This window comes from Pseudomonas sp. HMSC067G02 (assembly GCF_001813485.1).
GTDB lineage: Bacteria > Pseudomonadota > Gammaproteobacteria > Pseudomonadales > Pseudomonadaceae > Pseudomonas > Pseudomonas aeruginosa.
Window position 1 is genome coordinate 1 of the sequence record NZ_KV812687.1, and the last position, 22,448, is coordinate 22,448.

Annotated in this window: 20 protein-coding genes and 2 pseudogenes; 10 read left to right on the forward strand and 12 right to left on the reverse strand. The window is 53.7% G+C overall.

What is annotated here, in order from left to right:
• A pseudogene (gene katA / locus HMPREF2914_RS17245) lies at positions 1–539 on the forward strand (catalase KatA); the annotation flags it as partial.
• Positions 540–921: 382 nt separating this feature from the next.
• On the opposite strand, the gene HMPREF2914_RS31685 reads toward katA, so the two are convergent.
• Complete coding sequence (locus HMPREF2914_RS31685) at positions 922–1,779, reverse strand: alpha/beta fold hydrolase (RefSeq protein ID WP_003086189.1); 858 nt, start codon at positions 1,777–1,779, stop codon at positions 922–924.
• Between the two features lie 30 nt (positions 1,780–1,809).
• Between HMPREF2914_RS31685 and HMPREF2914_RS31690 the strand changes: the two genes are divergently transcribed.
• From HMPREF2914_RS31690 to HMPREF2914_RS31710, 7 genes are all read left to right on the forward strand, one after another.
• A complete protein-coding gene (locus tag HMPREF2914_RS31690) occupies positions 1,810–2,421 on the forward strand; it encodes a glutathione S-transferase family protein (RefSeq protein ID WP_023094864.1) in 612 nt (203 codons plus the stop codon).
• Between the two features lie 373 nt (positions 2,422–2,794).
• The gene (locus HMPREF2914_RS31695) at positions 2,795–3,529 is read left to right on the forward strand and encodes a pirin family protein (protein WP_071535248.1); all 735 of its coding nucleotides are present in this window, start codon (positions 2,795–2,797) and stop codon (positions 3,527–3,529) included.
• 101 nt (positions 3,530–3,630) lie between these two features.
• Positions 3,631–4,215, forward strand: a complete 585-nt coding sequence (locus HMPREF2914_RS17250; RefSeq protein WP_031632454.1) for an isochorismatase family protein — start codon at positions 3,631–3,633, stop codon at positions 4,213–4,215.
• A gap of 214 nt (positions 4,216–4,429) precedes the next feature.
• The gene (locus HMPREF2914_RS31700) at positions 4,430–5,887 is read left to right on the forward strand and encodes an efflux transporter outer membrane subunit (protein ID WP_223865676.1); all 1,458 of its coding nucleotides are present in this window, start codon (positions 4,430–4,432) and stop codon (positions 5,885–5,887) included.
• Complete coding sequence (locus tag HMPREF2914_RS31705) at positions 5,877–7,085, forward strand: HlyD/EmrA/EmrK family protein (RefSeq protein ID WP_023094862.1); 1,209 nt, start codon at positions 5,877–5,879, stop codon at positions 7,083–7,085. The genes HMPREF2914_RS31700 and HMPREF2914_RS31705 overlap by 11 nt, the downstream gene beginning before the upstream one ends.
• A 15-nt stretch (positions 7,086–7,100) precedes the next feature.
• Positions 7,101–8,621: an MFS transporter gene (locus tag HMPREF2914_RS17255; protein ID WP_003086195.1), complete on the forward strand. Its 1,521-nt coding sequence runs from the start codon at positions 7,101–7,103 to the stop codon at positions 8,619–8,621.
• 397 nt (positions 8,622–9,018) lie between these two features.
• The gene (locus HMPREF2914_RS31710) at positions 9,019–9,909 is read left to right on the forward strand and encodes a LysR family transcriptional regulator (RefSeq protein ID WP_003086197.1); all 891 of its coding nucleotides are present in this window, start codon (positions 9,019–9,021) and stop codon (positions 9,907–9,909) included.
• A 328-nt stretch (positions 9,910–10,237) separates the two neighbouring features.
• Here the strand turns inward: HMPREF2914_RS31710 and HMPREF2914_RS33170 are convergent, their stop codons facing one another.
• The 7 genes and pseudogenes from HMPREF2914_RS33170 to HMPREF2914_RS17280 form a co-directional block, all read right to left on the reverse strand.
• Entirely contained in the window at positions 10,238–10,492 is a 255-nt protein-coding gene (locus HMPREF2914_RS33170; RefSeq protein WP_003086201.1) for an NAD(P)/FAD-dependent oxidoreductase, read from the reverse strand.
• A 76-nt stretch (positions 10,493–10,568) separates the two neighbouring features.
• A complete protein-coding gene (locus HMPREF2914_RS33175; RefSeq protein WP_225525649.1) occupies positions 10,569–10,790 on the reverse strand; it encodes an NAD(P)-binding protein in 222 nt (73 codons plus the stop codon).
• Positions 10,791–10,925: 135 nt separating this feature from the next.
• Positions 10,926–11,525, reverse strand: coding sequence for a substrate binding domain-containing protein (locus HMPREF2914_RS17265; RefSeq protein WP_003086204.1), 600 nt, complete (start codon positions 11,523–11,525; stop codon positions 10,926–10,928).
• 49 nt (positions 11,526–11,574) lie between these two features.
• A pseudogene (locus tag HMPREF2914_RS32995) lies at positions 11,575–11,722 on the reverse strand (IS3 family transposase); the annotation flags it as partial.
• A 218-nt stretch (positions 11,723–11,940) separates the two neighbouring features.
• Positions 11,941–13,977, reverse strand: coding sequence for an FUSC family protein (locus HMPREF2914_RS17270; RefSeq protein WP_003086207.1), 2,037 nt, complete (start codon positions 13,975–13,977; stop codon positions 11,941–11,943).
• Positions 13,961–15,040: a multidrug transporter subunit MdtN gene (gene mdtN / locus HMPREF2914_RS17275; protein ID WP_023094861.1), complete on the reverse strand. Its 1,080-nt coding sequence runs from the start codon at positions 15,038–15,040 to the stop codon at positions 13,961–13,963. The genes HMPREF2914_RS17270 and mdtN overlap by 17 nt, the downstream gene beginning before the upstream one ends.
• A gap of 12 nt (positions 15,041–15,052) precedes the next feature.
• Positions 15,053–15,322: a YtcA family lipoprotein gene (locus HMPREF2914_RS17280; protein ID WP_023094860.1), complete on the reverse strand. Its 270-nt coding sequence runs from the start codon at positions 15,320–15,322 to the stop codon at positions 15,053–15,055.
• 234 nt (positions 15,323–15,556) lie between these two features.
• Here HMPREF2914_RS17280 and HMPREF2914_RS17285 point away from each other — a divergent pair, with 234 nt between their 5' ends.
• Together HMPREF2914_RS17285 and HMPREF2914_RS33000 are read left to right on the forward strand one after the other, a co-directional pair.
• The gene (locus HMPREF2914_RS17285; RefSeq protein WP_014603647.1) at positions 15,557–16,813 is read left to right on the forward strand and encodes a PucR family transcriptional regulator; all 1,257 of its coding nucleotides are present in this window, start codon (positions 15,557–15,559) and stop codon (positions 16,811–16,813) included.
• A 488-nt stretch (positions 16,814–17,301) separates the two neighbouring features.
• Entirely contained in the window at positions 17,302–17,523 is a 222-nt protein-coding gene (locus HMPREF2914_RS33000; protein ID WP_049821745.1) for a VOC family protein, read from the forward strand.
• A 108-nt stretch (positions 17,524–17,631) separates the two neighbouring features.
• On the opposite strand, the gene HMPREF2914_RS17295 is transcribed toward HMPREF2914_RS33000, so the two are convergent.
• From HMPREF2914_RS17295 to HMPREF2914_RS17310, 4 genes are all read right to left on the reverse strand, one after another.
• Positions 17,632–19,881 carry a DEAD/DEAH box helicase gene (locus HMPREF2914_RS17295; protein ID WP_003086216.1) on the reverse strand — a complete coding sequence of 750 codons (2,250 nt, stop codon included), beginning with the start codon at positions 19,879–19,881 and terminating at the stop codon, positions 17,632–17,634.
• A 104-nt stretch (positions 19,882–19,985) separates the two neighbouring features.
• Complete coding sequence (locus HMPREF2914_RS17300; protein WP_033936396.1) at positions 19,986–21,431, reverse strand: DUF6094 domain-containing protein; 1,446 nt, start codon at positions 21,429–21,431, stop codon at positions 19,986–19,988.
• A gap of 29 nt (positions 21,432–21,460) precedes the next feature.
• Entirely contained in the window at positions 21,461–22,066 is a 606-nt protein-coding gene (locus tag HMPREF2914_RS17305) for a hypothetical protein (RefSeq protein WP_003125296.1), read from the reverse strand.
• 91 nt (positions 22,067–22,157) lie between these two features.
• Entirely contained in the window at positions 22,158–22,412 is a 255-nt protein-coding gene (locus HMPREF2914_RS17310) for a hypothetical protein (RefSeq protein ID WP_003149550.1), read from the reverse strand.
• Positions 22,413–22,448: the final 36 nt, after the last annotated feature.

Here is a 22,448-nt window from a genome sequence, read left to right on the forward strand (position 1 = left end):
ACTACTTCGCCGAGGTCGAGCAGGCCGCTTTCACGCCGGCCAACGTGGTGCCCGGTATCGGTTTCTCTCCAGACAAGATGCTCCAGGGCCGTCTGTTTTCCTACGGCGATGCCCATCGCTACCGCCTGGGCGTCAACCACCACCAGATCCCGGTGAACGCCGCGCGTTGCCCGCACCAGGTCTACCACCGCGACGGCGGCATGCGGGTGGACGGTAATAATGCATTATTACGTGTCACCTACGAGCCTAACAGCTACAACCAGTGGCAGGAGCACCCGGATATCTCCGAGCCGCCGCTGAGCCTGGAGGGCGTGGCGGACCACTGGAGCCACCGGGTGGACGACGACTACTACAGCCAGCCGGCTGCGCTGTTCCATCTGTTCACCGACGAGCAGAAGCAGCGGTTGTTCGCCAACATCGCCGAAGACATTCGCGATGTCCCGGAACAGATCCAGCGGCGCCAGATCGGCCTGTTCCTTAAGGTCGATTCAGAGTACGGGAAAGGTGTTGCCGATGCGCTTAGTGTTAAAAGGAAGTAGTAGCGCTTAAAGTAATAATTTGTCTAATTTGATTTCTTGAAAAATTATCTATCTGATTTGAGAGAGTCATATGAAAATTATCATAAAGCAGCATGATAAAGAAAGGATGAGTCGTGAGTTTAAAGGGGCGGGAGTGGACCTTTGGGAGGTGTATCAGGGGGAGGTACTTGTTGGAGTATACCAAAGTGAAGACGAAGCGATAAAGTATAAGGAGTCCTTGGAAGAAAGAACGAAGGAAAGCTGAATGGTTATTGTAAATAATGTTTGGAGGGTGAAATAATTTTTTGCAAGCTGTCTTGCACCGTTGCTGCAGCCTGCCCCCGTTCGCAGCAACGGATTTTTATAATTTTATTTGTGTTGTACTGACAGGAAAAGTTTTGGCCTATTTGCTATTTAAGAAATTTATAAGCACATTTACTAGTTGCTCCGGTTGCTCCTCCGGAATCCAGTGGCCACTACGATCGATTACAATGGTTTTTACATTCTGGGCCAAAGGTTTCATGAGTTCACCCACATGGTTGCCCATTCCGTGTGAACCCCCAATACCCAGCACTGGCATCGGCAGTTTGGTTGATGCGTTTTCTTTGTTATTGATTGCGTCAACAGTGAACGCTCGATAATGTTCAAATCCACCTCGCAATCCTCCGGGAGTTTTCATGTTAGTAGAGTAGTGGGCTATATCCTCGTCTGTAATGGCTGATGCATCATAAGCAAGGTGCTGTATGAAATATCTCAAGAAAACTTCTTCATGCCCTGTTACTAATGATTCTGCAACACCTGGAGCTATAAAGAAGCCAAAGTGCCAAAGATGTGGAAAGCGAGCTGTATCTTGTAAGGCCTCTAGACCTAGGCCCGGGATCGCAGCCTCCATTACGACTAATTTTTTTACCTCGTTAGGATGCGAGGCTGCATACTCATACGCAACCATTAAACCGATATCGTGCCCGACGAGATATATTTTTTCAAAACCCAGTTGATGAATTAGTTCATGAATATCTTTGGCAACTGTTCTTTTGTCGTATCCACTGCTTGGTTTGTCTGAGTCACCGAAACCTCGCATGTCAGGAGCAATGACGGTGAAGTGAGAAGCTAAAGAAGGGATGACATGACGCCATTCTCTTCTACTTTGTGGCCAACCATGAAGCAATACCAGAGGTTCACCCGAGCCTGAAATACTGTAACGCAAACGCACTCCATTGACTATGGCACTATGCTGAGTTGGTTTAGTATTGTTTTTCATATACGTATCCTTAATATAAGGAGAATTTAGATGAAGTTGTTCTATGCACCTGGAACCTGCGCGGTTGCATGTTGGATTGCACTTGAATGGGTTGGAACTCAATATGATCTGATAAATGTCGATTACACCTCCAAAGAGTTTCAGCAAGTAAATCCTCTTATGTTGGTTCCGGCCTTGGATACAGGGGGAGGGCAAGTTTTGACACAGGCTAGTGCTATATTGACCTACATATCCGAGCAATATCCTTTAGCATCAATAGGGTGCGGTGATAGTGTAGAAGCTAGATCGAAGTTCAATGAGGTAATGTCTTTCTTGTCAAGTGACTTTCATCCATCTTTCTGGCCATTTTTTTCACCCCAGCGCTTTACAGTAAATGAATCCTCAGAAGCACTTGAAGACGTCGTTGGCGCCGCCCACGTAAGAATAAATCGAGTAATGACTCACCTTGACCAACTTGTTGGAGAAGAAGGATACCTGTACCTAGGACGACGATCAGTAGCAGATGCGTACGCATATGTCATGATTCGATGGACTGAAAGACTGCCGAAAAAATGGCGAGAGTACCCCAATATTGCTAGGTTCTATTCTCTAATGGAAAAAGACCCTATAGTCAAAAAGGTCATCCAGCTCTCCAACGCATGATCGCTTGATTACTTTCTGCATATCTCTGCTGTAGATGTCAATAGTGGTGGCATCCTCAGCAGATACTCGGTAGGTGTGCCGGTGCGGAACGCTAATAAACTGTGGGCAGTAGGAATACCTAGGTGTTGCACTGAGGCTAGAAGGCATGCGGTTTTCTGCTTTTTTTAGTCGGTAGCTAGGCAGGATTGATCCAGAAATGGAAAACTGTTATTCAAGATTAGGTCTTTATCTCGACTTCAAAACTGATTAAAGATTGCTAAAGCCTTATCGTGAAGGGATTTATATTTGTGGTATTAGTCAATATATATGTGGCTACGTTATTTAGGTGATGTTTACTATCCAGAAGTTTTGGTGAGGTTTAATTGAGATGGTTATGCCTATTACCCTTTCTGTTCAGCGTATGCGACATGGTGATGGATTTAATGCTTACATGCTACGCAATGCGCAAGGAGTGCTGGATCCTTTCCTTGGGGTTGATCACGCTTGGATGAGTGCGCCTACTTTCCCGCCTCACTCTCACTCCGGTTTTTCTGCTGTTTCGTATCTGTTTCTTGACTCAGAGACGAGCATTCACAATAGAGACTCGATTGGAACGGATAATACTATTAGAGCGGGCGGAGTGCATTGGACTACTGCCGGGGTAGGAGTGATTCATGAAGAGGTTCCTGCTGAGACCGATAAAACGGTACATTCATTGCAGATTTTTGTAGATTTAAGCATTGAGAAAAAAAATCTCGAGCCATATCCACTAATACTTGAGCCAGAAAATGTACCTGTAGTTCGATTTCCGGGAGTCGAAGTGCGTGTGCCCATAGGCAGTTTCTTCGATATGAAGTCACCTCTAACGCCGCCTACTGATGTGACGTTGCTTGATATTTTAATTGAAAAGGATAACGGACTTTCTGTGCCTGTTGAAGCGGGGAAAATAGCATTTGCTATTCCAATTTTTGGAAAGATTGAAATAGGTGGAGATTCTTATGAGTGCGAGGATCTTAAGATTCCCTTGTTTCCAGTAAGCCCAGAGCCATATATTGTTGAGATAAAATCGAGTAATGGACGCGCTGGAGTTGCAATGTTCGTTGGGAGTCCGCTTCATACAGCGTTGTAAAGTTTGACTTTATTAGAATTCTATTTTGATTTTGTTGGGTGTAGAACAGTGCCCAACTTTCGCTGAAGCCTAGCCTTCAGCTTATATTGAGGAGAAAGAATATGTCTTTTAAAAGATTTACGGCGGATAACGCTGTTATGCTTCTGATCGATCATCAGGTTGGTACTATGGGGTGGGCCAAATCTCTGCCATTCGAAGAGCTAAAACGTAATGCGTTGATGTTGGCTAAGGCTGCCGCCATACTCAAGATGCCTACTGTTCTGACTTCCAGCATGGAGGAGCATGCTCAAGGGCCATTGCTCTCGGAGTTGCAGGATATTTTACCGAAGGAGTTTGCCGCCCGTATAAAACGCGTTGGCATCGTGAATTCGATGGATGACGAAAACTTTGCCGCAGCGGTACGAGCCTCCGGTCGTCAAAATATAATAATTGCTGGTGTTACCAATGATGTCTGTACAGTGTATCCAGCACTAAGCCTTGTGCTTGAGGGCTATTCCGTACAAGTTGTTGCCGATGCCGGTGCCTCTCCAACTAGATTTGCCGATGATATGGCGCTCCGGCGTATGGAGAAAAATGGCGTAACTCTTACCAGCACTAACCAACTAATTGCAGAGCTTGCAGGGAATTGGGCTACTGCAGAGGGCGGGCAGCTTGCGCAGATTCTTCAAGACGCCTTGATGGCTTAACTTTATAAGCAAGGCTCAGTAAGCAGTGCTTCTGAGCCTTGCTTTTTTATATTTAGAATATAAGTGCTCTCTCAATGAAATTTGTTGCTGCTTTATCTTTGGGTTGGGTACAGCGGCCCCTTGCAAAGAAAGTGTTTAGTAAGACATCCTTTTAAATTTTAAATAAAAATAAATTTCCAGGGGGTGTTTCGTGCGCTTGCGTGTGTGCGTGGTAGTGATACTAAGCTCTTTTTTGTCGTCTGGTTGTGTTCCAAAGCACATAAGGCCGCAGTCTGAGGTTTTACGGGCAGAAGACTTCGGATTGAAAAAGACTAATGGCAAATTCTCGAGAACTATATGGCCAACGCTAGATTGGTGGAAAGTTTTTGGCGATAAACAGTTAAACCTATTAGTTCAGGAAGGAATAGCCAATAGTAGTGACTTACGGGCTGCAGAAGCGCGTATTCGTCAGGCTAATGCAATTGCTGGGTCAGTAGAGTCAGAGCTATGGCCGAGTTTAAATGGTACGGCAGAGTTTTCGCGTAGTCGCACCTCATTGTACGGTAGAGGTAATGGGGCTTGGAGCAAATTGTACGATGCGAAAATTAGTTCTTATTTTGAGCTGGATATCTGGGGGAAGAACCGCGCCGCTCTTAAAGCTGCAATTGGTCGATTAAAATCGAAAGAGATTGAACGATACGCTACGCAATTATCCTTGGCTCATTCAATCGTGCAGGCTTATATAAACCTAGATCAGCTATACAGCGAGCTTGCTATTCAACAGGAAATGCTTGAAACCTATAAGAGCTTGCTAGAATTGACTCGTCAGCGCTATTTTGCCGACTTGGATTCATTAGTAAGTGTTAAGCAAGCTCTGGCGGCTATTCCTGCTACCCGTGCAGAAATAGCGTCTTTGAGAGAGTCTCTGGAGTTGACTCGTAACCAGTTTGTAATGCTAGTTGGAAAAGGGCCTGATAGAGGGCTGCAAATAGAAGAGCCAAGTATAAACTATGCTGATATTACTATGGTTCCTGACAACCTGCCGGCGGAGTTGCTTGGGCACCGTCCGGATATAGTCGCTAACAGGTGGATGGTTGAGGCGAAAAGTTATGATGTGCGCGTTTCAAAAGCCGAGTATTATCCGAATATAAATTTATCATCTTTTATTGGAGTGCAGTCCCTTGGCTTTTCAAATCTGCATAAAAGAAATAGTTATGAGTTTTCAGTTGGACCAGCGCTTTCTTTACCGATTTTTGATGCGGGAAGGCTCGACTCTAACTTGGCTGATGCTATTTCTAGTTATGATCTGGCGGTGGAAAACTATAATGCAGGCTTGACCGGAGCTCTGCAGGATCTAGCGGATCAGATGACTTCTCTAAAGTGGCTGAAAGAGCGTCTGAAAGAGCGTCTGAAAGAGCGTCCGAAAGAGCAAGGAGAGGCACTGAAAACCTCCCAGGAAAGCGCTGATTTAGCATTGGCTCAGTACGGTGCAGGACTAGTAAGCTATTTGCAAGTTATCTCTACACAAAGTGTGGTGTTTAGTCAGAAGTTACTATTGTCTCAGCTGACATCTCGCGGTTTATCGCTTTATGCTCAATTAAACAGAGCACTGGGAGGTGGTTATTCTCCTGATAATCTGCCATTGGTTTCAGATATTTCTTCTAATCTCTTAGAGCCTAGAAATGAACGATAAGAGTTCTGCGTCACCTGCTTCGTCAAAGTTAGGGGGTATTGTAGCCCCTATTCAAGATGGTGGGAAAGGTATTTTGCTGGTTTCTATAGTCATTGTCTTTGTTTTGATAACATTATCTGTTTTTTGGTATTTCTATGAGTTAAATGTGGAAAGAACTGAAGATGCACAGGTAAATGGGAATGTCGTGCAAGTGACAGCTCAAATTGATGGTACAGTAATTGCGATTCATGCCGATGATACCGATCATGTTAAAGCCGGCACGCCCCTTGTACGACTAAATCCTGTAGATCAGGAGATCATTTATGAAAGAGCTCGTGCTGCGCTTGCTAAAGCTACGAGATCTGTGCGTTCACTGTACTTACAGGTCTCCGAAGCCAAAGCCGATCTAGTTCAAAGGCAAGCGGATGTCAAAAAAGCTAAAACTGATTTAGCCAGGCGCATGCGAATTGCGTCGGTGGGGGCTGTCTCTCGTGAGGAGATCAGCCATGCCGAAGACGCTCTTAAAAGCGCTCTTGCTGCTCAGGACTCAACTCAGCAGATTCTTTCTCAGCGTTTGGCTCAGGTGGATAATACGGTAATACGCTCACACCCTGATGTGGCCACTGCTGCGGCTAGCTTGCGGGAGGCTTATATCGCGAGAAAGCGGACTATTATTCCAGCACCCGTTGATGGGATGATAACTAAACGCAATGTTCAAGTCGGTCAGCATATCGGCGCCGGAGTTGCACTTATGTCGGTGGTTCCATTAGATAGTTTATGGGTTACGGCTAACTTTAAAGAGTCTCAACTGGAAGATATTCGCATCGGGCAGCCTGTTGAGCTAACAGCCGATATGTATGGTTCTGATGTTGTGTATCACGGAGAGGTTGTTGGCCTGGATGCAGGAACTGGTAGTGCGTTTTCACTATTCCCTGCCCAAAATGCAACAGGGAACTGGATTAAGGTTACACAGCGTGTTCCTGTGAAGATATCCCTGGATTCAAATGAGGTTGTGAGGAATCCTTTACGTGTAGGTTTGTCTATGCATGCAGTAGTCGATACTAGTAATGTTAGTGGGAAGGCTATTAGGACAGGTATTGTTTCAAAGTTCACCTATGATACACAGGTTTTTGATCATGAACTTAAGAATGCTAACGATGAGGTGGAAGAAATTATTCGAAGTAATGAAGGCTTTATGATGTCGCCGCCAAAATTCTGATGTGAGAAACTTAAATTGGCTATTAGTTATGCTTCTCTTTATCTAGCAGTATTGCTGCTGTCAACAATACAGTTTTTAGAGTCCAGTATGTTGGGTTTTGCCTCGACTCCTATTCGTGGAGAGATACAGGCTAGTCCGGAAGAGTATAGTTTTATTGCCGTCTTGTATGCTTGTTTTGCAGTTCTGTCCATTTCAAAGGTTCGATGGTTCATTGAGCGTATCGGATGGAGATATTATGTATTTTTTTCAATTATTTTGTATTTAGTTGGTGCGCTGGTCTGTAGCCTCAGTGACGAAAAAATAAGCTTCTCGATCGGGCGTGCCATTATGGCTTTGGGAGGAGGGACATTTATGACTATCGGGAGGCTCCTTGCAAATACGCTCCCAGGTCATTTACGTTTCAATGGAATTTGTTTTTTTGCAACAGGCGTCCTGCTTGGTACCATGGGCGGGCCTTGGCTAGCTGCGTTAACTGTTAGTGAAGGCCATTGGCAAGCGATGTTCTGGGCCCTGCTGCTATTGGCATGTATCGTTGCTTTGTTGACTATTATTTATGCTCCGAAAATGGAGCTTCCTAGAGAGACCTGGTCTAGTAGTAGTTTTTCTTTTGTTTTTTTGTTAGGGCTTTTTTCATTCTTTATACTCTATTTGCTGCAGCGCTCTTATTATGATTTTTATAATGAAGGAGTGATATTGGTATGTTTTGTTTTCTTGTTCCTTGGGGGCTTGATATCTATTTTTTATACTGAGCATCAGCGTGAAAGGCCGCTATTTCGGTTGAGGGATATTCTTACTAAACGTTATGTGGCTGGTGTTGGATTGTTTTGTGTGTGTTACCTCTTGATCGGTATGAATAATTATGTACAACCTCAGTATCTGTCGACTGGCTTAAAATATTACTGGGAGTCTATAGGTGTGTTTCAGGCTGTAGCTTTGTTATGTACACTGGTGATTTGGATGCCAGTGATGCGTTTTTTATTACCCAAGTATCCTTCCCCTGTAAAGTATTGGGTGTTTGCATTCGGCTCTCTTGCGGTATATGCGTGGATCTTTTGTTCCTTTTCACCAGTGGTTGATGTGTGGGCTCATATCGTACCGGCTCTAGTGTTGAGTGGATTTTTTATTAGCGCGGGGATGGGGACTACGGCAATGCAAACCTTTAGGGAATTTGGTGGCAATGAACAATTATTTGCGCATGCTTATCAGTTGAAAAATATGTTAGGGCAGATTGTACAGGCTATAGGGACGGCTGCTGCAACTATATTCATGCAGTGGCGGCAGACGGTTCAATATGGGAACTTGAACATAAATATGGTCACCGGTGATCCTTTGTATAGCAGGAGTATAGAGGAGATGTCAAAGTATATTTCCCTTACGTATGGCAGCAAGCAGTCCGACGCGCTGGCAATATTTCAACAGTCTCAAGAGTTAAGTCGACAAGCTGTTTTTTTGGCCGGAGTTGAATACTACTGGTTGATTTTTTGGGTTTCCATGATTGTTTTGTTGGTCTCAGTGGTTCAGCGAGTTTTTAGGTAAGAGCTTTATGGTTCTTATGAAATAGCTACTTGTGGGGGTTAATGGTTTGTGATCCGTTGTTTTTGGGAGATATATATCCTGTGTCTAATATTCTGAGTTTTCATTTTCCTTTGCTGTACTTCTCTATAATTAGGCCAAAGCTATTGGGGGCCTATGTTTAGCTTATAAAGCTGTCGCCTTGTCGCCGTTGTGTGCTGGTAGTTGTGATATCCTAGTATGTATGATATTGGAGTAGGTGTTCTATTGCTTTCACGTGGATTAAAGAACAGCCTGTTGGTGTTCGAGTTGATTGGTTCATGATCTTCCTTCTGCAATAGTGATGGTTTATTTTGTTTTTGAGGATTTTCTTCTAGTTTTATTTGTGCTTAATGCCTTTTAATCAAGGCTGAGGGACTGTATGTTAAGACTCGATGATATGGAAATTTTCGTAGAGGTTGTTCGGCAGAATAGTCTTCGAAAAGCGGCGGAAAAACTAAAAATACCAGTTTCTACATTGTCAAGAAGATTGTCAGTTTTAGAGAAAGAGATAGGCGTTCGACTAATTCGGAGAACTACTAGAACCTTAGAGGTTACAGAGCTTGGGAACGCATACTATCAACGATGCAAACCAATAGTAGATGAGGCACGTGTAGCAAATCAAAGTTTGAGTGATATGGCTTCGGCGCCGTCTGGCCTGCTTCGAGTTTCAATGCCGGTAGATTTTTCCATAGCATATATAATGCCATTGGTCATTAAGTACTCGGAAATTTATCCAGATATTGATTTTGAGTTTGATCTCACTCCTCGTCAAGTAGATTTGACGAGAGAGCCTCTGGATGTGGCGATAAGGCTAGGAGAGCAACAAAGCTCTAGTTTGATAGCTAGGCATTTGATTACGATTCCTCGCTATTTATATGCATCTCCTGAATATTTGAAGGTCAATGGTTATCCATCCTCCCCTTCTGAACTACATTCTCATAAATGTTTGATAATGAATACGCCGCAGGAGAGAAAATACTGGAGCTTACTAGGTAAAGATGAAGAAGCGGAAGTTGAACTAAAGGGACGGTTTCTTATGAATAGCATAGGCATGTTAAAAAATTTAGCTATAATGGGGGAGGGAATTGCAATGATTGCTCCAGGAGTGGTCAGAAAAGAAGCATCCGATGGTGAACTGGTTAGGGTTTTGCCAGAATGGAGTGGTAAACCACTATCCGTATACGCATTAACCGAAAACAGATTGAGTCCAGTTAAAATATCAAGTTTCATAGATTTTCTGTATGATGGTCTTAGAAACGAGAAGGATTGATTCTTTACTTTGCTCTGAATTTTTAGTCTGACTGATCTTGTCGTAATTCTCTTCTGGCTTTTGTTTGTTTTTAGATAAGTTCCGGATAATTGGTTTTTGTTTTAGAGGGCTTTAGATTTTTATCTTATTGTCTGTTGTTGATTTGTTTTTTGAGAATTCAACTAAGTTTTTCAGCAGAAGCGTGTGCCAAGGGGAGCGGCTATGACAGTTGAACTGTAACCCATGTGTCTAATCCTGCACTGTAAGGGCCTCTGTGAAGTGCTGGGTGATGACGGATAGATCCAGCAACCTGAAAACTCCTGTTCTGGCGTCCCGCTGAGATGGAATTTCAGACAGTTGCACTGGATACCCACGTACAAGCCTGGCCGATGACATAGCGAGCTTGCAGGCTTTCGCCGTCGGCGAGACGGATGGCCACACCCTCGGGAAGGAACTCGAATCCTTCGATGCGCGTGTGGTGGCGGGCGTTCGCGCCGTGCTGGAGCGCGAGCAGCAAGGCGTAGAAGTCGATGTCCTGGCGATACAGGTGGGCCTCCGGAGCGTCCAGCGGAGGGGCGACGACATGCTCGGCAGCGCTGTCCACGCCGGCAGCGTGCCAGGCGAAGCTGAATGCCAGCTTGATCCCGCAGGCTGACGATCCGATGTGCCGGACGATCTGCTCAGGATTGGGGATGAAGGCCAGTTCGGGGATCCCGAAGCGTTGCGCGAGGAGGCGCAGGAGCAGGCCGCTCTCGGGGGGGCATGGCCTCGCCGATGGAGAATCGCGGATGTTGACCGGCATCCAGGATGAGAGTTTTCAGACCGTGCTTCGCCAGAATCGCTGCCGAAATCGAGCCTGCGATACCGCTGCCAATGATGACGATGTCGTACGTACGACTCATGAACTAACCCGGTTTGTCGTGGTGGATCTGGAAAGTGTCGTGGTGCGTGCCGCGGATGTTAGAAGGAGCCGGCCAATCGAGCTGGCGTCTGCTGGAACCGCAGGTCCCAGTAGAGCGTCTCGCCGATTGCGCTCTTTAGCTCGCTGAGAAACAGCGAGATCTTCGCCGGTACCACCGAACCCTGCGGTCGCCGTAGATGCCCCCCTGCGCTTGCTCCGGCAGAGCGTGTCGTTCGAGAAAGGTCACCAGCCTACCGCTGACCACTTCTTCGTGGACCAGCCAGGTCGGCGCATGAATGATCCCCAAGCCTTGCAAGGCTCCTTCCACCAGGAGCTCGGCACTGTTCACGGACAGGCGGCTGACCGGCGAGATCCTGATTCGCCTGGTACTGTCGGCGCTGCTGAACTGCCAGCTCAACGAGGCGTTGCTGCAGCCGTTGTGTTGCAGGCAGATGTGCCGTTCGAGTTCTTCCGGGGTGCGTGGCAGACCGTGCTTCAGCAGGTATTCCGGGCTGGCGCAGAGCACCCGGAGTAGCCCCGCCAGCTTCGAGCAGATCAGGCTGCTGTCCGGCAGGATGCCGAGACGGATGCAGAGATCGAGTTTTTCCCCGACGGGATCGACAAACCTGTCGTTCAGGGAGAAATCCAGTTTGAGGCCGGGATTCTTTTTCAGCAGTGTGCTGAGCAGTGGTGCGATATGTCGCCGGTCGAACGCGACCGGTGCCGAGACTCTCAACGTACCTACGGCCGAAGAGGTGTGTTCCTTTATTTCATTTCTGGCTTGGTTTCTGCTGCCTGGGGGGAGGCGCTTTGCTCTTCGGGATCACGCCATCGTGCTCCTGTGGGAGCTGCTGCCCAATGCTGCAAGGCCGAATCCACTCCCCCCGGCGAACGGTAGGCGTCGATATGGTAGTAGCTTTGGCCCAGCACCACGGCAGCGACCTCTCGCTTGAACTCGGCGGAAAACGTACGTCATTGCTTGCTCATCAGACACCTCTCTCTCGGCGAGGATTCTTGCCTAAATCGGTATCCGGCATCAGTGGACCACTACAAGCCCCACCACTGTTCAGGAGCGTGAAGTACAAGCATCAGTAGCATTTCCAAAGGTAGGGTAAGGAGGTTAACGACAAGGCGTAGCCGGTGGAATTAATTTATGGCCGGGCAGGGCGGTCAAATAAAGGCTGCGTCTTCAGGTGCTCGATTTCCCTTACCAACTCGTTTAGCAGGCTGGGTAGCGGCGATTTCTCTAAGTCTTCGAGTTCACGACGGAGTCTGTACCAGCTTTCGTCCAGCGTTGTGGTAGGCATCAACGCCGCGTCGAGTTGACCGGCCAGCCAGTCTGCGTACCGTTCCAGGCAGGCGGCGGCCTGTTCGCAGAACTCCAGCAAGGCCAGGCGTAATTCCGGTTTCAACCGGGCATGAGCGAGTTCCGTCTGTAGGCTATCACTGGTCAGGACGATCACCCTGATCGCTGCAAGAATCTCCTGTAGGCGCAGTGTTAGCACCTCCTGCTGGCCTTCGCCAGACTGCCAACTGGGCTCAAGGATTACTCGCGCGAGCATGTCCTGGCTGTCGTTCAGTTCGCTCCAGAGTTGTGGGTCCGTGGTGGCGCTGTTGGTGCGTCCGCGTCGCAGCGAGGTGGCTACCGCGCGCGACAACCGAGCCAGGCGTTGGCGCAGGGCTTCTCCCTCCGCCTCTGGCCAGAGCAGAACATGGATGACCCAGGAAATGCCCGCGCCCAGCAGGATGCCCAGCAGGCGGTCGCGGATTTCCGTCAGGTCGGTGCTCGGCGAGAAGCCTTCCATCAGGGCCAGGGCGAAGGTGAACATGATCTGCGTGCCAGCGTAGCTGATCCGCTCCGATCCGGCCGAGACCCAGGAAGCTAGCGCGATTACTGGCAGGACCATACCCAACAGGCCGATGATGTCATCGAGGTGCGGCACCACCCAGAGCATCATGGCCAATGCGAGACTACCGCCAAGCAAGGCTCCGACCACCCGCAGCAGACTACGCTGGCCGGTGGCGCCGAGGCTGGGCTGGGCGACGATCAGGCAGGTCAGCATGATGGTATGCGCGCCCTGCCAGTCGCTGGCGGTATAGAACAGGTAGCAGAGCAGGGCGGCGAGCAGGGTCTTCAGGGAGAACTGGATATAGGCCGGGTTGTCGAAGGCGTCGCCGACCATCAACGGCGGGGTGCTGCTGGCCTTCAGCTTCGGGCTGGCGTTGTCGTGTTCGCATAGGGCCAGCAGGACCAGGCGCATTTCCTGGCAGGCGCTCGGCAGTGCACGGGTGTCGAGCTGTGCCAGCTCGTTGGGGAAGCGCGGGGCTTGTGCGTTTTCCGTGGCGATCCGTAGGGTATGGATGGCCTGCTGCAACACCAGTAGAGCCGGTGATGCGCTGGGTGTTTCCTGCAATTGCCGGGCGAGCAGGAGCAGGCGGGAGATTGCGCCGACGCGGGCCAGGTGAGCGCCCTGCTCGGCGCGGAAGCGCGGGTCGCGCATGCTGGCGAAGCGCAGCAACTGCTGAGAGGCCAGGAGGCTACGCTGGAGATCGAGCGGGGCCATGCGCGCAGCCGGTGTGGCGGTGTCTGGCAGCAGGCTGGCGGCGATTATCTGCAATTGCCCCAGCAGGTGCGTGCGCAGTTGTTTCTGCGGCTCCAGTGGAAGGAACAGGGTATTGATCAGCAGGGTCAGCATGATCGCATAGTTCACCGCGACCCAGACCCAGAGCAACTGGCGCAGGACGATTTCACCTTGGTCGGTGAGATCGGCGAAGCTCTGCGAGTAGATGACCACTATGCCGATGACGAAGAACACCGTGCCGATCCGCGTGGTGCGCATCAGGAAGGTGCTGCAGAAGAACAGCAGGGAGGCGCCGAGGATGCGTAGCATAGGGTGGTCGTAGGTGAACTTCAGCAGCAGGATCGACAGGCCGATGGCCAGCGTCGAGCCGACGACGAACAGGCTGCCGATCAGGCGCGTGACCACCACGTTGGTCTGCGTGACGTAGAAGACGACGATCAACGATAGCGCTAGGAAGGGGATCTGCAAGGCCATCGAGACGAGGATTACCAAGGCGCAGCCGAGCAGGCTGCGCAGCATCAGGTTGAGCCGGCCTGGGTAGGAGCGCAGCTCGCCCGCGAGGAAGTCGCGCAGGCGCGCGATGCCCGAATCAGCGGGGCTGCGCATGGGAGGTAGGGGCCGCCGCGGTGGGTTCCTGGGCGTCATCGGGACGCAGGATCGCCACCGCCGACGCGCCTATCCGGAATAGCTCGGGGTCGGTGGCACTAACCGCGATCTTCACCGGGAAGCGCTGCGACACCCGCACCCAGTTGATGCTCCGCTGCACCTGTGGCAGACCCCCGACGACGGTTCCACCATCGTCGGGCGTGACTCCGTAGCTGATGGAGTCGACCCGGCCGCGAAAATGCCTGCCGGTATCGCTGAGCAGATAGAGCGTGGCCGGTGTTCCGGCGCGGATGTCTTTGAGGTCGGTTTCGCGGAAGTTGGCGATGACGTACCAGTGGCACGCATCGATCAGAGTGAACACCGGCTTGTAGGCCGAGGCGAACTGGCCGACGGTGGTGCGCAGGGCCGCCACGCGGCCATCGAACGGCGCGCGGACCTCGGTGAACTCCAGGTTCAGTTCGGCGATGGCGATCTGCGCCTCAATCTCGGCACGTTGTGCCACCAGCGCGTCGACCCCGCTTACCGCCGCCGCCGCGCGTTGGGCCTGGAGCCGAGCGCTATTCAGTTCGGCGCCGGTGGAGCGTTGCGCGGTGCGCGCCTGGTCTACCGACTCTGCCGAGACGTAGCCGCCGGGCAGCAGCTTTTCCAGGCGCCGCAGGGTGTCGCCGGCCTGCTTGGCCTGGGCGCGGGCGCGCTCCACTGCGGCGACCGCAGAGGCGGCTTCGTATTCCTGGGCGTTGACCGAGCGCTGGGTCAGCTCGATCTGCCGGTCCAGGGTGATCAGGCTGGCCCTGGCCTGGGCCAGCGCATCCCGGTAGGGGCGCGGGTCGATGCGCAGGAGCAGGTCGCCCTGCCTGACCAACTGGTTGTCGCGCACCGGCAGTTCGATGATCCGCCCGTTGACCTCGGGCACGACATCGATGGTATCGGCGTAGACGTAGGCATCGTCGGTGCTTGGCGCCGTTTCCAGACGATGGATCACATAGCCGAGCATGACCAGGCAGATGAGAGTGAGCAGCAACACGGGCAGTCGGCTACGCCGGGCAGGAACTGTCTGGGTCATGGGCGAAAAGTCTTAGCGATGGAAAAAGACGAGCCATAGCGACATGGCGAGCAGGGTAGTGAGGAGTGGATAGCTCAGCGCCAGCGGCTCCAGCCGTCGGTGCCTGTCGGATCTGCTCAGGAGCGCGTGGATGAGCGCTATGCCGACGACGCCGCCGATGATGCAGAACAGCCAGTCTGGAAAGGCCGCGCCAAAGAGCACGAGCGAGGGAGACATCGAACAACCGCCGAGCAGGATACTGGCCAGCAACAGTGCCTGCCTGGGTCGAGTGGGAATTGGCATGCACGCTACCTGGGGCTACGGAATTCGGGCGATAGGGTCGGCAGACCACGAGAAAGTCGGTGGTGCATATGCTATTGCGGATTGGCGCTGTTGGGTATTGTGAATAACTACAAGTTTATTTTTGGTTTTTCACAATGAAAGTTGCGGTAAGCCTTCTGCTATTCTTTGCTGCGCCGACTACTGGTTTATTGTCTTTTCGTATTCTTAGTTGCTTCTTCATATGTCGAGGAAAAAGTGATCGCTTCGATTCCTACGATGAGTGATCGATTGAGAGCGATCACTGCGAAACTTGCCGAAGACCCTCAGCGGATAAGCGGACGGGTTCATTCTGAACTGCTGGACATGGAGGGTTACCGGGACCTCTCCGCAGAGGCCCGTGAAAGCGTCGACGAGTTCCTGGTCTGCTCCGTGGAACTCTGGTGCGAAGCCCTGCTCAGTGGCGCCGGCCTGTCCGCCGAGGCGCGCGAGGTTTTTGCCGGCTACGGGCGGCGCCGGGCACACCAGGGAGTGCCCCTCCAATCGCTGATGCGTGCATTCAGCATCGGCATTCGCGAGATCTGGCAGGGCTATCTGGAACTGGCCGGGGACAGCGAGGAATTGGGCAGGGAACTGCTGTTCGAGGTGTCCCGCTACATGTTTTGCTACTTCGACGAGGTCGCCGAAGAAACCGTCCAGGCCTATCTGGACGAACAGATCAGGAAGGTGCGCTGGCGCGAATACTTGGGCCAGCGGCTGTACTACATCCTGTTGCATACGCCGGAGGACGAGACGGGCTTCCGCGAAGTGCTGGTTGCCCTCGGTCTCGACCCGAGCATGCCACGCGTAGCGCTCGCGCTGGACGTCAGCATCGACGCGGAGAAACTGCGGAGTCGCGAGGAAGAGATCGAGCGCCTGCTCCTACAGGTCTCGCGTGCCTTCAGGGTGGCGACGGCGGACCTCGTGCGCACCTGGTACCGTGAGCGCCTGATCGTCTGGCTGCCCTGCGCCCACGGCGAAGCCATCAGCCAGGCCGACCAGCGCCTGGCCCGGGGCGTGGCGGCGTTGCTCGCCTCGCAGGCGGAGATCTACCAGGCTGGGCTGGGGATCATGAACCACGGCGCGCGGGGCTGGGCCCGTTCGATGGAGGAGGCGCTGAAGGCGCTGGATTTCTTTTCCGGCGAACGCGCCGAGCGAGCAGTCAGGCGCTACTCGAACATCCTGGTCGAGGATGGCATCCGTGGCAGCGAGAATGCGCTGCGCTACCTGGTGTCGCTGCTCGAACAACTGGGCAACGAGCCCGACCTGCTGCTGACCCTGGAAACCTACCTGAACCTGGGACGCCGTCGCGGCCATACGGCGAAACGCTTGGGCATCCATCCTAACACCCTGGATTATCGCTTAGGACGAGTCGAGGAATTACTTGGAGCGCGCTTGGCTGATGCCGACTGGGTCAACAGGCTGGATATCGCCTTGAGGTTGCGTCGGTATTCATCTGGGCGGAGTGGTGTGTGAGTGGGCCATTGGAGCGGCCTGTGTTTGGTTGACTTGTTCCCCGGTTTCAGTGTCAAGTCAAACTTATTGAGGAGAAATTGCCTTGTGAGGTTGTTTGAGTTGGCGGGATTTATGGTTTGGATTTTACTGCGTTTGTTTTAATTTTGACTTTCAATATGTAAAGTTTCTTGTTGTATGTCCAGGTTCCATATTGTTCTAGGTGAGTCTGTCTTTGATGATTGCCTAAGAAGGATTTATGATTTTTTGCGCTTTTCTTTACATGAATTTGCGCAAGACCTGTTTCTCTCCTTCCCCCCGCGTAGAAGCAGGTTTTTTTATTTTCTGGTGGCTCGATTAAAAGTGTATTTGGTGTGAGAGCTGGGGCCGTAGAGCGGTGCGTGCTCGACCCCGGCAGCGTGATCGACCTCAAGACTACCGCGATGGGAGATTCACGTTGGCATTCGTTGGTTATACCGATGAGCAAGATGTGGCAGTTTTGGAGTTGACCCATGACTGGGATCAAGATAGCTATGTTCTTGGCGATGGTTATGGGCATGTTGCCAATCGGAGTCGATGATGCAGCAGCGACCTGCGCAGAAGTTAAAGTACTGGGCTATAAAGTAATTCGTGAAACGGGTGCTATGAAGTATGGGTGTAGCATTATCGCATTTCTTGAGGGCCCAGACGGTTACAAGGTAGAGTTAATCCAGAAAGGTACTCAGTTTGGCTGATCGAGTAGGAGAAGATATTGTTTCGGTGGAACACTTTGCTCACTGCAAAGGCAGTTCTAGATGAGTAAAAATGAAGCTAAAACGGCCACCCGGAGGTGGCCTATGAGTTCATGCTGCAATAAGTTGTCGTGCCAACGCCATCTCCACCGAATCCCCATCCTGGTTCAACGAGTCGAGACCTGACTCGGGAACGTCTCCCGACGTGCTCTGAGCCACAGCGATCTTCTTGGCCATCAGCTGTAAGCAGGTGATCTGCGAGCTGCCGGCGTAGCCGAAGAACACCACCCGCACCGGGTGCTTCTGCCCGATCCTCCACGACCGCCGCGCGGCCTGCTGCAAGGTGTACACGTTGTACCCCGTCTGCAGGAACGCGATGGTCGGGAAGTCCAGCAGGTCCAGCCCGGTCTTCACCAGCTCCGGGTTGGTGATCAGCACATCGATGCCGCGATCGACCTGGTCGAGGATCCAATCCTCGCGTCGAGCGGTATCGACCGAAGCACGTAGCACTGCCACCTTCAGCCCGGATTGCTCGAGCACTTTCTTCAGCCTGGACGTGGTGTCGCGCGTCCCGCTGTAGACCGTGTAGGTCAGGACCTTGCGGCCCTTCGCTTTCTCCTCGAGGCAGAGGTCCACCAGCGCCTGCTCCTTGGGCATCAACTGCTCGTCGCCGAAGATCGCTGGCACGAAGGCCAGGGTGTCCCGGCTTCGCGGATGCTTGACGATCTCCGGTCGGAAACAGCAGTCCGGCCAAGCCAGCAGCACGTTGAGGACCACGCCCAGGAGCGTGGTATCTCGTCGCGCCAGAGCCTGGCGGAGCTCCGCTGTCAGCGTGGCCGCCAGGCGCTGATAGGCCGAGGCCTGCTCAGGCGCCATCGGCACGTCGACGAACTCCTCCTGGTAGTCGGGCAGTACGTTGCCACCGATATCCTTGAGCTTCAGGAACACGGTGAACGGCAATACGAAGCGGTGTATGCCCTTCGGGCCGAAGCCGGGAGCCTTCACCGTGCGTACCGAGAGCTTCTTGCCCCGGGCTGTCTTGTGCGAGTCACCGTCGCGTTCGGTGTAGATGTCCTTGAGCACTCCGTGGTCGCGCATGAACGACATGGCTGCTGGAGCCATGCTGCCGCGCGCGTTGGGCCGGTAGCCGTCCTCGATCATGCGCTGGGTGAGGATGCGGAACAGGAGGTAGAACAGGTCGTCGGCGTAGCCGCCCATGAGCGTTCCGGTCAACAGCACCGTTTTCCGTGCCTTGGCTGCGAGAACGCCCATGGCCTGGCCCTGAGCCGAGCCGCTGTTCTTGTACTCATGTCCCTCATCTACCACCAGCAGGTCGAAGTAGCCGTTGGGAAGCTGCCTTTTTATGAACTCAGTCGGTTGGTAGCCGCCTTCACCGAAGCCGAACTCGATGTTCGCCATCGATCGCTCCATGCGTTTGGCCTGCCGATCGCTGAAGACGAAGTTGCCCTTGGCGTCCATCAGGTTGATGAACTCCGAGACGTTGTCCACCAACATCGTGGCCAGGAAGTCCTCGCCGAAGTCGTTCAGCAGGCGCTCCGCCCTGACCGGGCCGATGGTTGGAATCCGACACATCGACGTGAGGATCGTTGCGCGCCGGTTGCCGCCGTTGGGCTTGCCTGGCCGGATCAGCGTCCAGAGCGCCCCACGACAGGAGGAACAGGTACGTCGACGGTCACCACGCTCGAACTCCTCCACCGTGACCAGGTTGCCTTCCAGGTCCTCGAGGACCTGCCCGCAATCCGGGCACGCAGCGAGCAACTGGCCGCCGGCGGCGCGTTTCTTCCAGCAGGCGAGCCGCCAGTGGAAGCCCATCCGCATCCGCACGCGGCCGAGGATGAAGAACTCCTGGCGTCCGTCGTAGGCGTCGCCCATCTGATCTCGCAGCTTGAGCAGCTTGAGTAGAGTATCTGGGCCATTGAGTACCCAGACTCGGGCGGCTGGGATGGTCTCCAGGATCTCGCGGCGCCACTTGTAGACCAGGTGCGGCGGAGAGATGACCAGGGTCCGGCGATAGCCGGCCGCGTGCATGACCGCTGCGACAGCGATGGCCATCATGGTTTTCCCGGTGCCCATCTCGGCGTTGATGATTCCGGCCTGCTCGTTACGGTCCAGCAACAGGGCGGTGATGGCCTGGACGACCTCGGCCTGGGCCGCGAAGGGCTTGCGCTTGAGTCGGTCCATCACCAACTGGCGGTGAGCGTTGTCGGAGCCGGTATAGACCGGGGGGTTGGAGCGATTGAGCGACTCCAGGAGCTCGTCGCCGAACTCGTCGATGAAGTCGGTCAGGTTGATGTTCAGGGGGGAGGCGGCCAGGGCGGCCGGTTGGGTCAGAGCGTTCATGTGCATCTCCTGCAGGTGAAGAACGGAGCAGGGCGTGCACGGTCCCCTTCGGGTATCGGCGTACCCTGCAGGGTGGAGTGGTAGGAGTCGCCGCGGGGGCGAGGTCAGTAATCGCTAGGGAGCAAAAGCGTGGTTGAGCTGCGGTCTGCCTCAGTGATGATCCAGAGCCTGGATTCGTCGCCGGCGTCGATGTCGTAGGACGACAGCAGCCGATCGCCGAACTTCAGGGCTCTCTGGTTGGTGTTCCAGTCTTCCTGGTCCAGCGTCCCCCAGTCTCCCGCCAGATGGCGTTTCAGCAAAGGCGCTGGGTTGAGTTGACCGGTTTCCACCAGGTGGCTCACGGCTGCGGTCATCACGACCTGGCCAGGGCTGAACAGCAGCGGTGCAGAGGCCGGCTCAGGTTGGGGCTCTTCAGCTTCTTCCGTGGTCGCGGCCGAGGAGCTGATGGTCAGCACGCGGCCCTGATTGACCGAGGAGGGTGTCATTTCCCATGCCCGGATGATCGGGATGAAACGGTCGGTGAGGATCCTCACCTCGGTGATGTTGCCGTCGTCGTCCTCGGTGAATTCGGTCTTGCGGACCTTGTCCTTGTAGGTGTCCCCCTTCACGACCAGGATCCGGCCCGACTTCGATCGCACGACGCCGGATATCGCGCCGGCGGCCAGGGCCAGGGCCAGGTGCCAGCGAGACAGCTCGCGGACTGGTGGGCGCGGCTGCAGCCCCGCTTGCGCGAAGTGCAGGTTGAAGTCAGGCCAGAGACCTCGCAGCCGCTGGATTTCACCGGCGAACTGCTCCGGCTCCAGGGTTACTCGGTAGAAGTGCTCCAGCTCGCTGGTGGCCGGCAGAACCACGTAGGGTTCCCACGGCCAAGCCGCTGGAATTTCCTCGGCCTTTTCCTGGCCCGCGCCAATCGTCTGCAGGCGAGACCTCACCTGATTGGCGTCCGCCCGGGCCAGGTCCTGCCGACGGACCCGGATGCCGAAGATCACCACCTGCTTGAAGGTAGGATCCGCGGCTGCGTAGATGCGCAGGCCGGTGAAGTGGTTGCTCAGCCAGCCAGTCAGCTCATCGTCCAAGACGTAGTGAGGAACAATCAGAACCATGACGCCGCCGTACTGCAGCAACGGCAGGCAGCGCTGGTAGAACGCTTTCTCCAGACGCCGGCGGCCGCTGCCCTGGTACTGCGACGCACCGGAGTGGTCCGCCACCAGGTCGCCATAAGGCGGGTTGAGCCAGAGCAGTCCGAACGACTGCCTGCTGATCATGGTGTCGAAAAGGTCACTGTGCAGCACTCGGTCAAGCAATCCTCGGGCATGGTCGGCGCGCTCGCGGTCGTACTCGACAGCGAGGGCTTGGACCTGATCGCGGCCGAGGGTGTGTGCTGCCTCAGCCAGGGCAACACCCTCACCGGCGCAGGGATCACAGATCCTCATTCTGCCCGACGGGGCAGGAGCGAGGGCCTGCAGAGCGCGTTCGAGGGTGACCTCATCGGTAGGGAAATAGCCGTTGCGTGCGAAGTTGCGCGCCAAGCGCGGGAACATGAGGGCCATGGGGCCTCCTTGAGTCTGAGAGGGATGGCTCAGGCTTGCGCCTGAGCATCGGTGGTAAGAATGCTTTCGCGGATCAGCTCACCGAGGGTGGGCTCGAGCACGTCGACCCGCAGGGCGAGTCGCCAGGCGCAGACGTTGCCGATCGTCCCGGGTAGGGCGGTCAACATCTGGTGCTGGGTGAGGACCTCCATCACCGGCTCGCGCCAGTGCTGCAGGAGGGGGAGCGGACAGGTTTCCATCACCAGCGGCCAGAGCCTCTGGTGTGGATCCTCATCGCGCTGCAGGAGTGCGAAGGCGAGGTGATTGCCTCGGTCGGGCGCCGAGGCGCGTCGATCGAACAGCCAAAGATTGAGCAGGCTGCCGAACAACGTGCCGCGGAACTGGCGGGTGGTGCGTTTCTCCAGGAGATCCTGGTTTGGAAAGACAGGTAATCGGCGGCCGTCCACGATGATGTGGAAATGGTCGATGCCATTTTCTTCCCGGCCCAGCGTCAGCCTGGCCAGGAACTCTTGTGTCACGGTGTCGCGGCCCCAGGCCGAAAGAAAGACCAGGTTGCGCTGCTCGTCGCACACGCAGGCGTCGACGTACAGGTCTGGGCACTCTTCGATCTGGTAGAGCGGGGTGGGACTGGGCATAGGAACCTCCTGGAAGGAGGAGCCACGCCGCCCTCAAGGGGCGGTGAAGCCCCTCGGGGTGTAGTCCAACTGGTGCAGGGGAGCGTGGTGGCTACCGAACGCTCTTGGTGTGAGGGTCGAACCTGAGCCCATCGGCTTGGTGCAGCGGCCCTTGGCCGATCAGGAAGACCTGGCAGAGGTACTGATCGCGTAGCGCGACAGCCGCTTCGGCCTGCTCCAAGGTCAGCGACAGCTCCTCGATGAACAGGTCGATGAGCTCGTCGTCGCCGGCGACGTCGTTGTTGGACAGTTGGTCCTCGAGGTAGGCGAGGGTTTCCTGGGTGAGGTTGGTGAACAATGGGTTCATGGTGTGCTCCTGGTGGTAGACGAGGAGCGCCCTTGA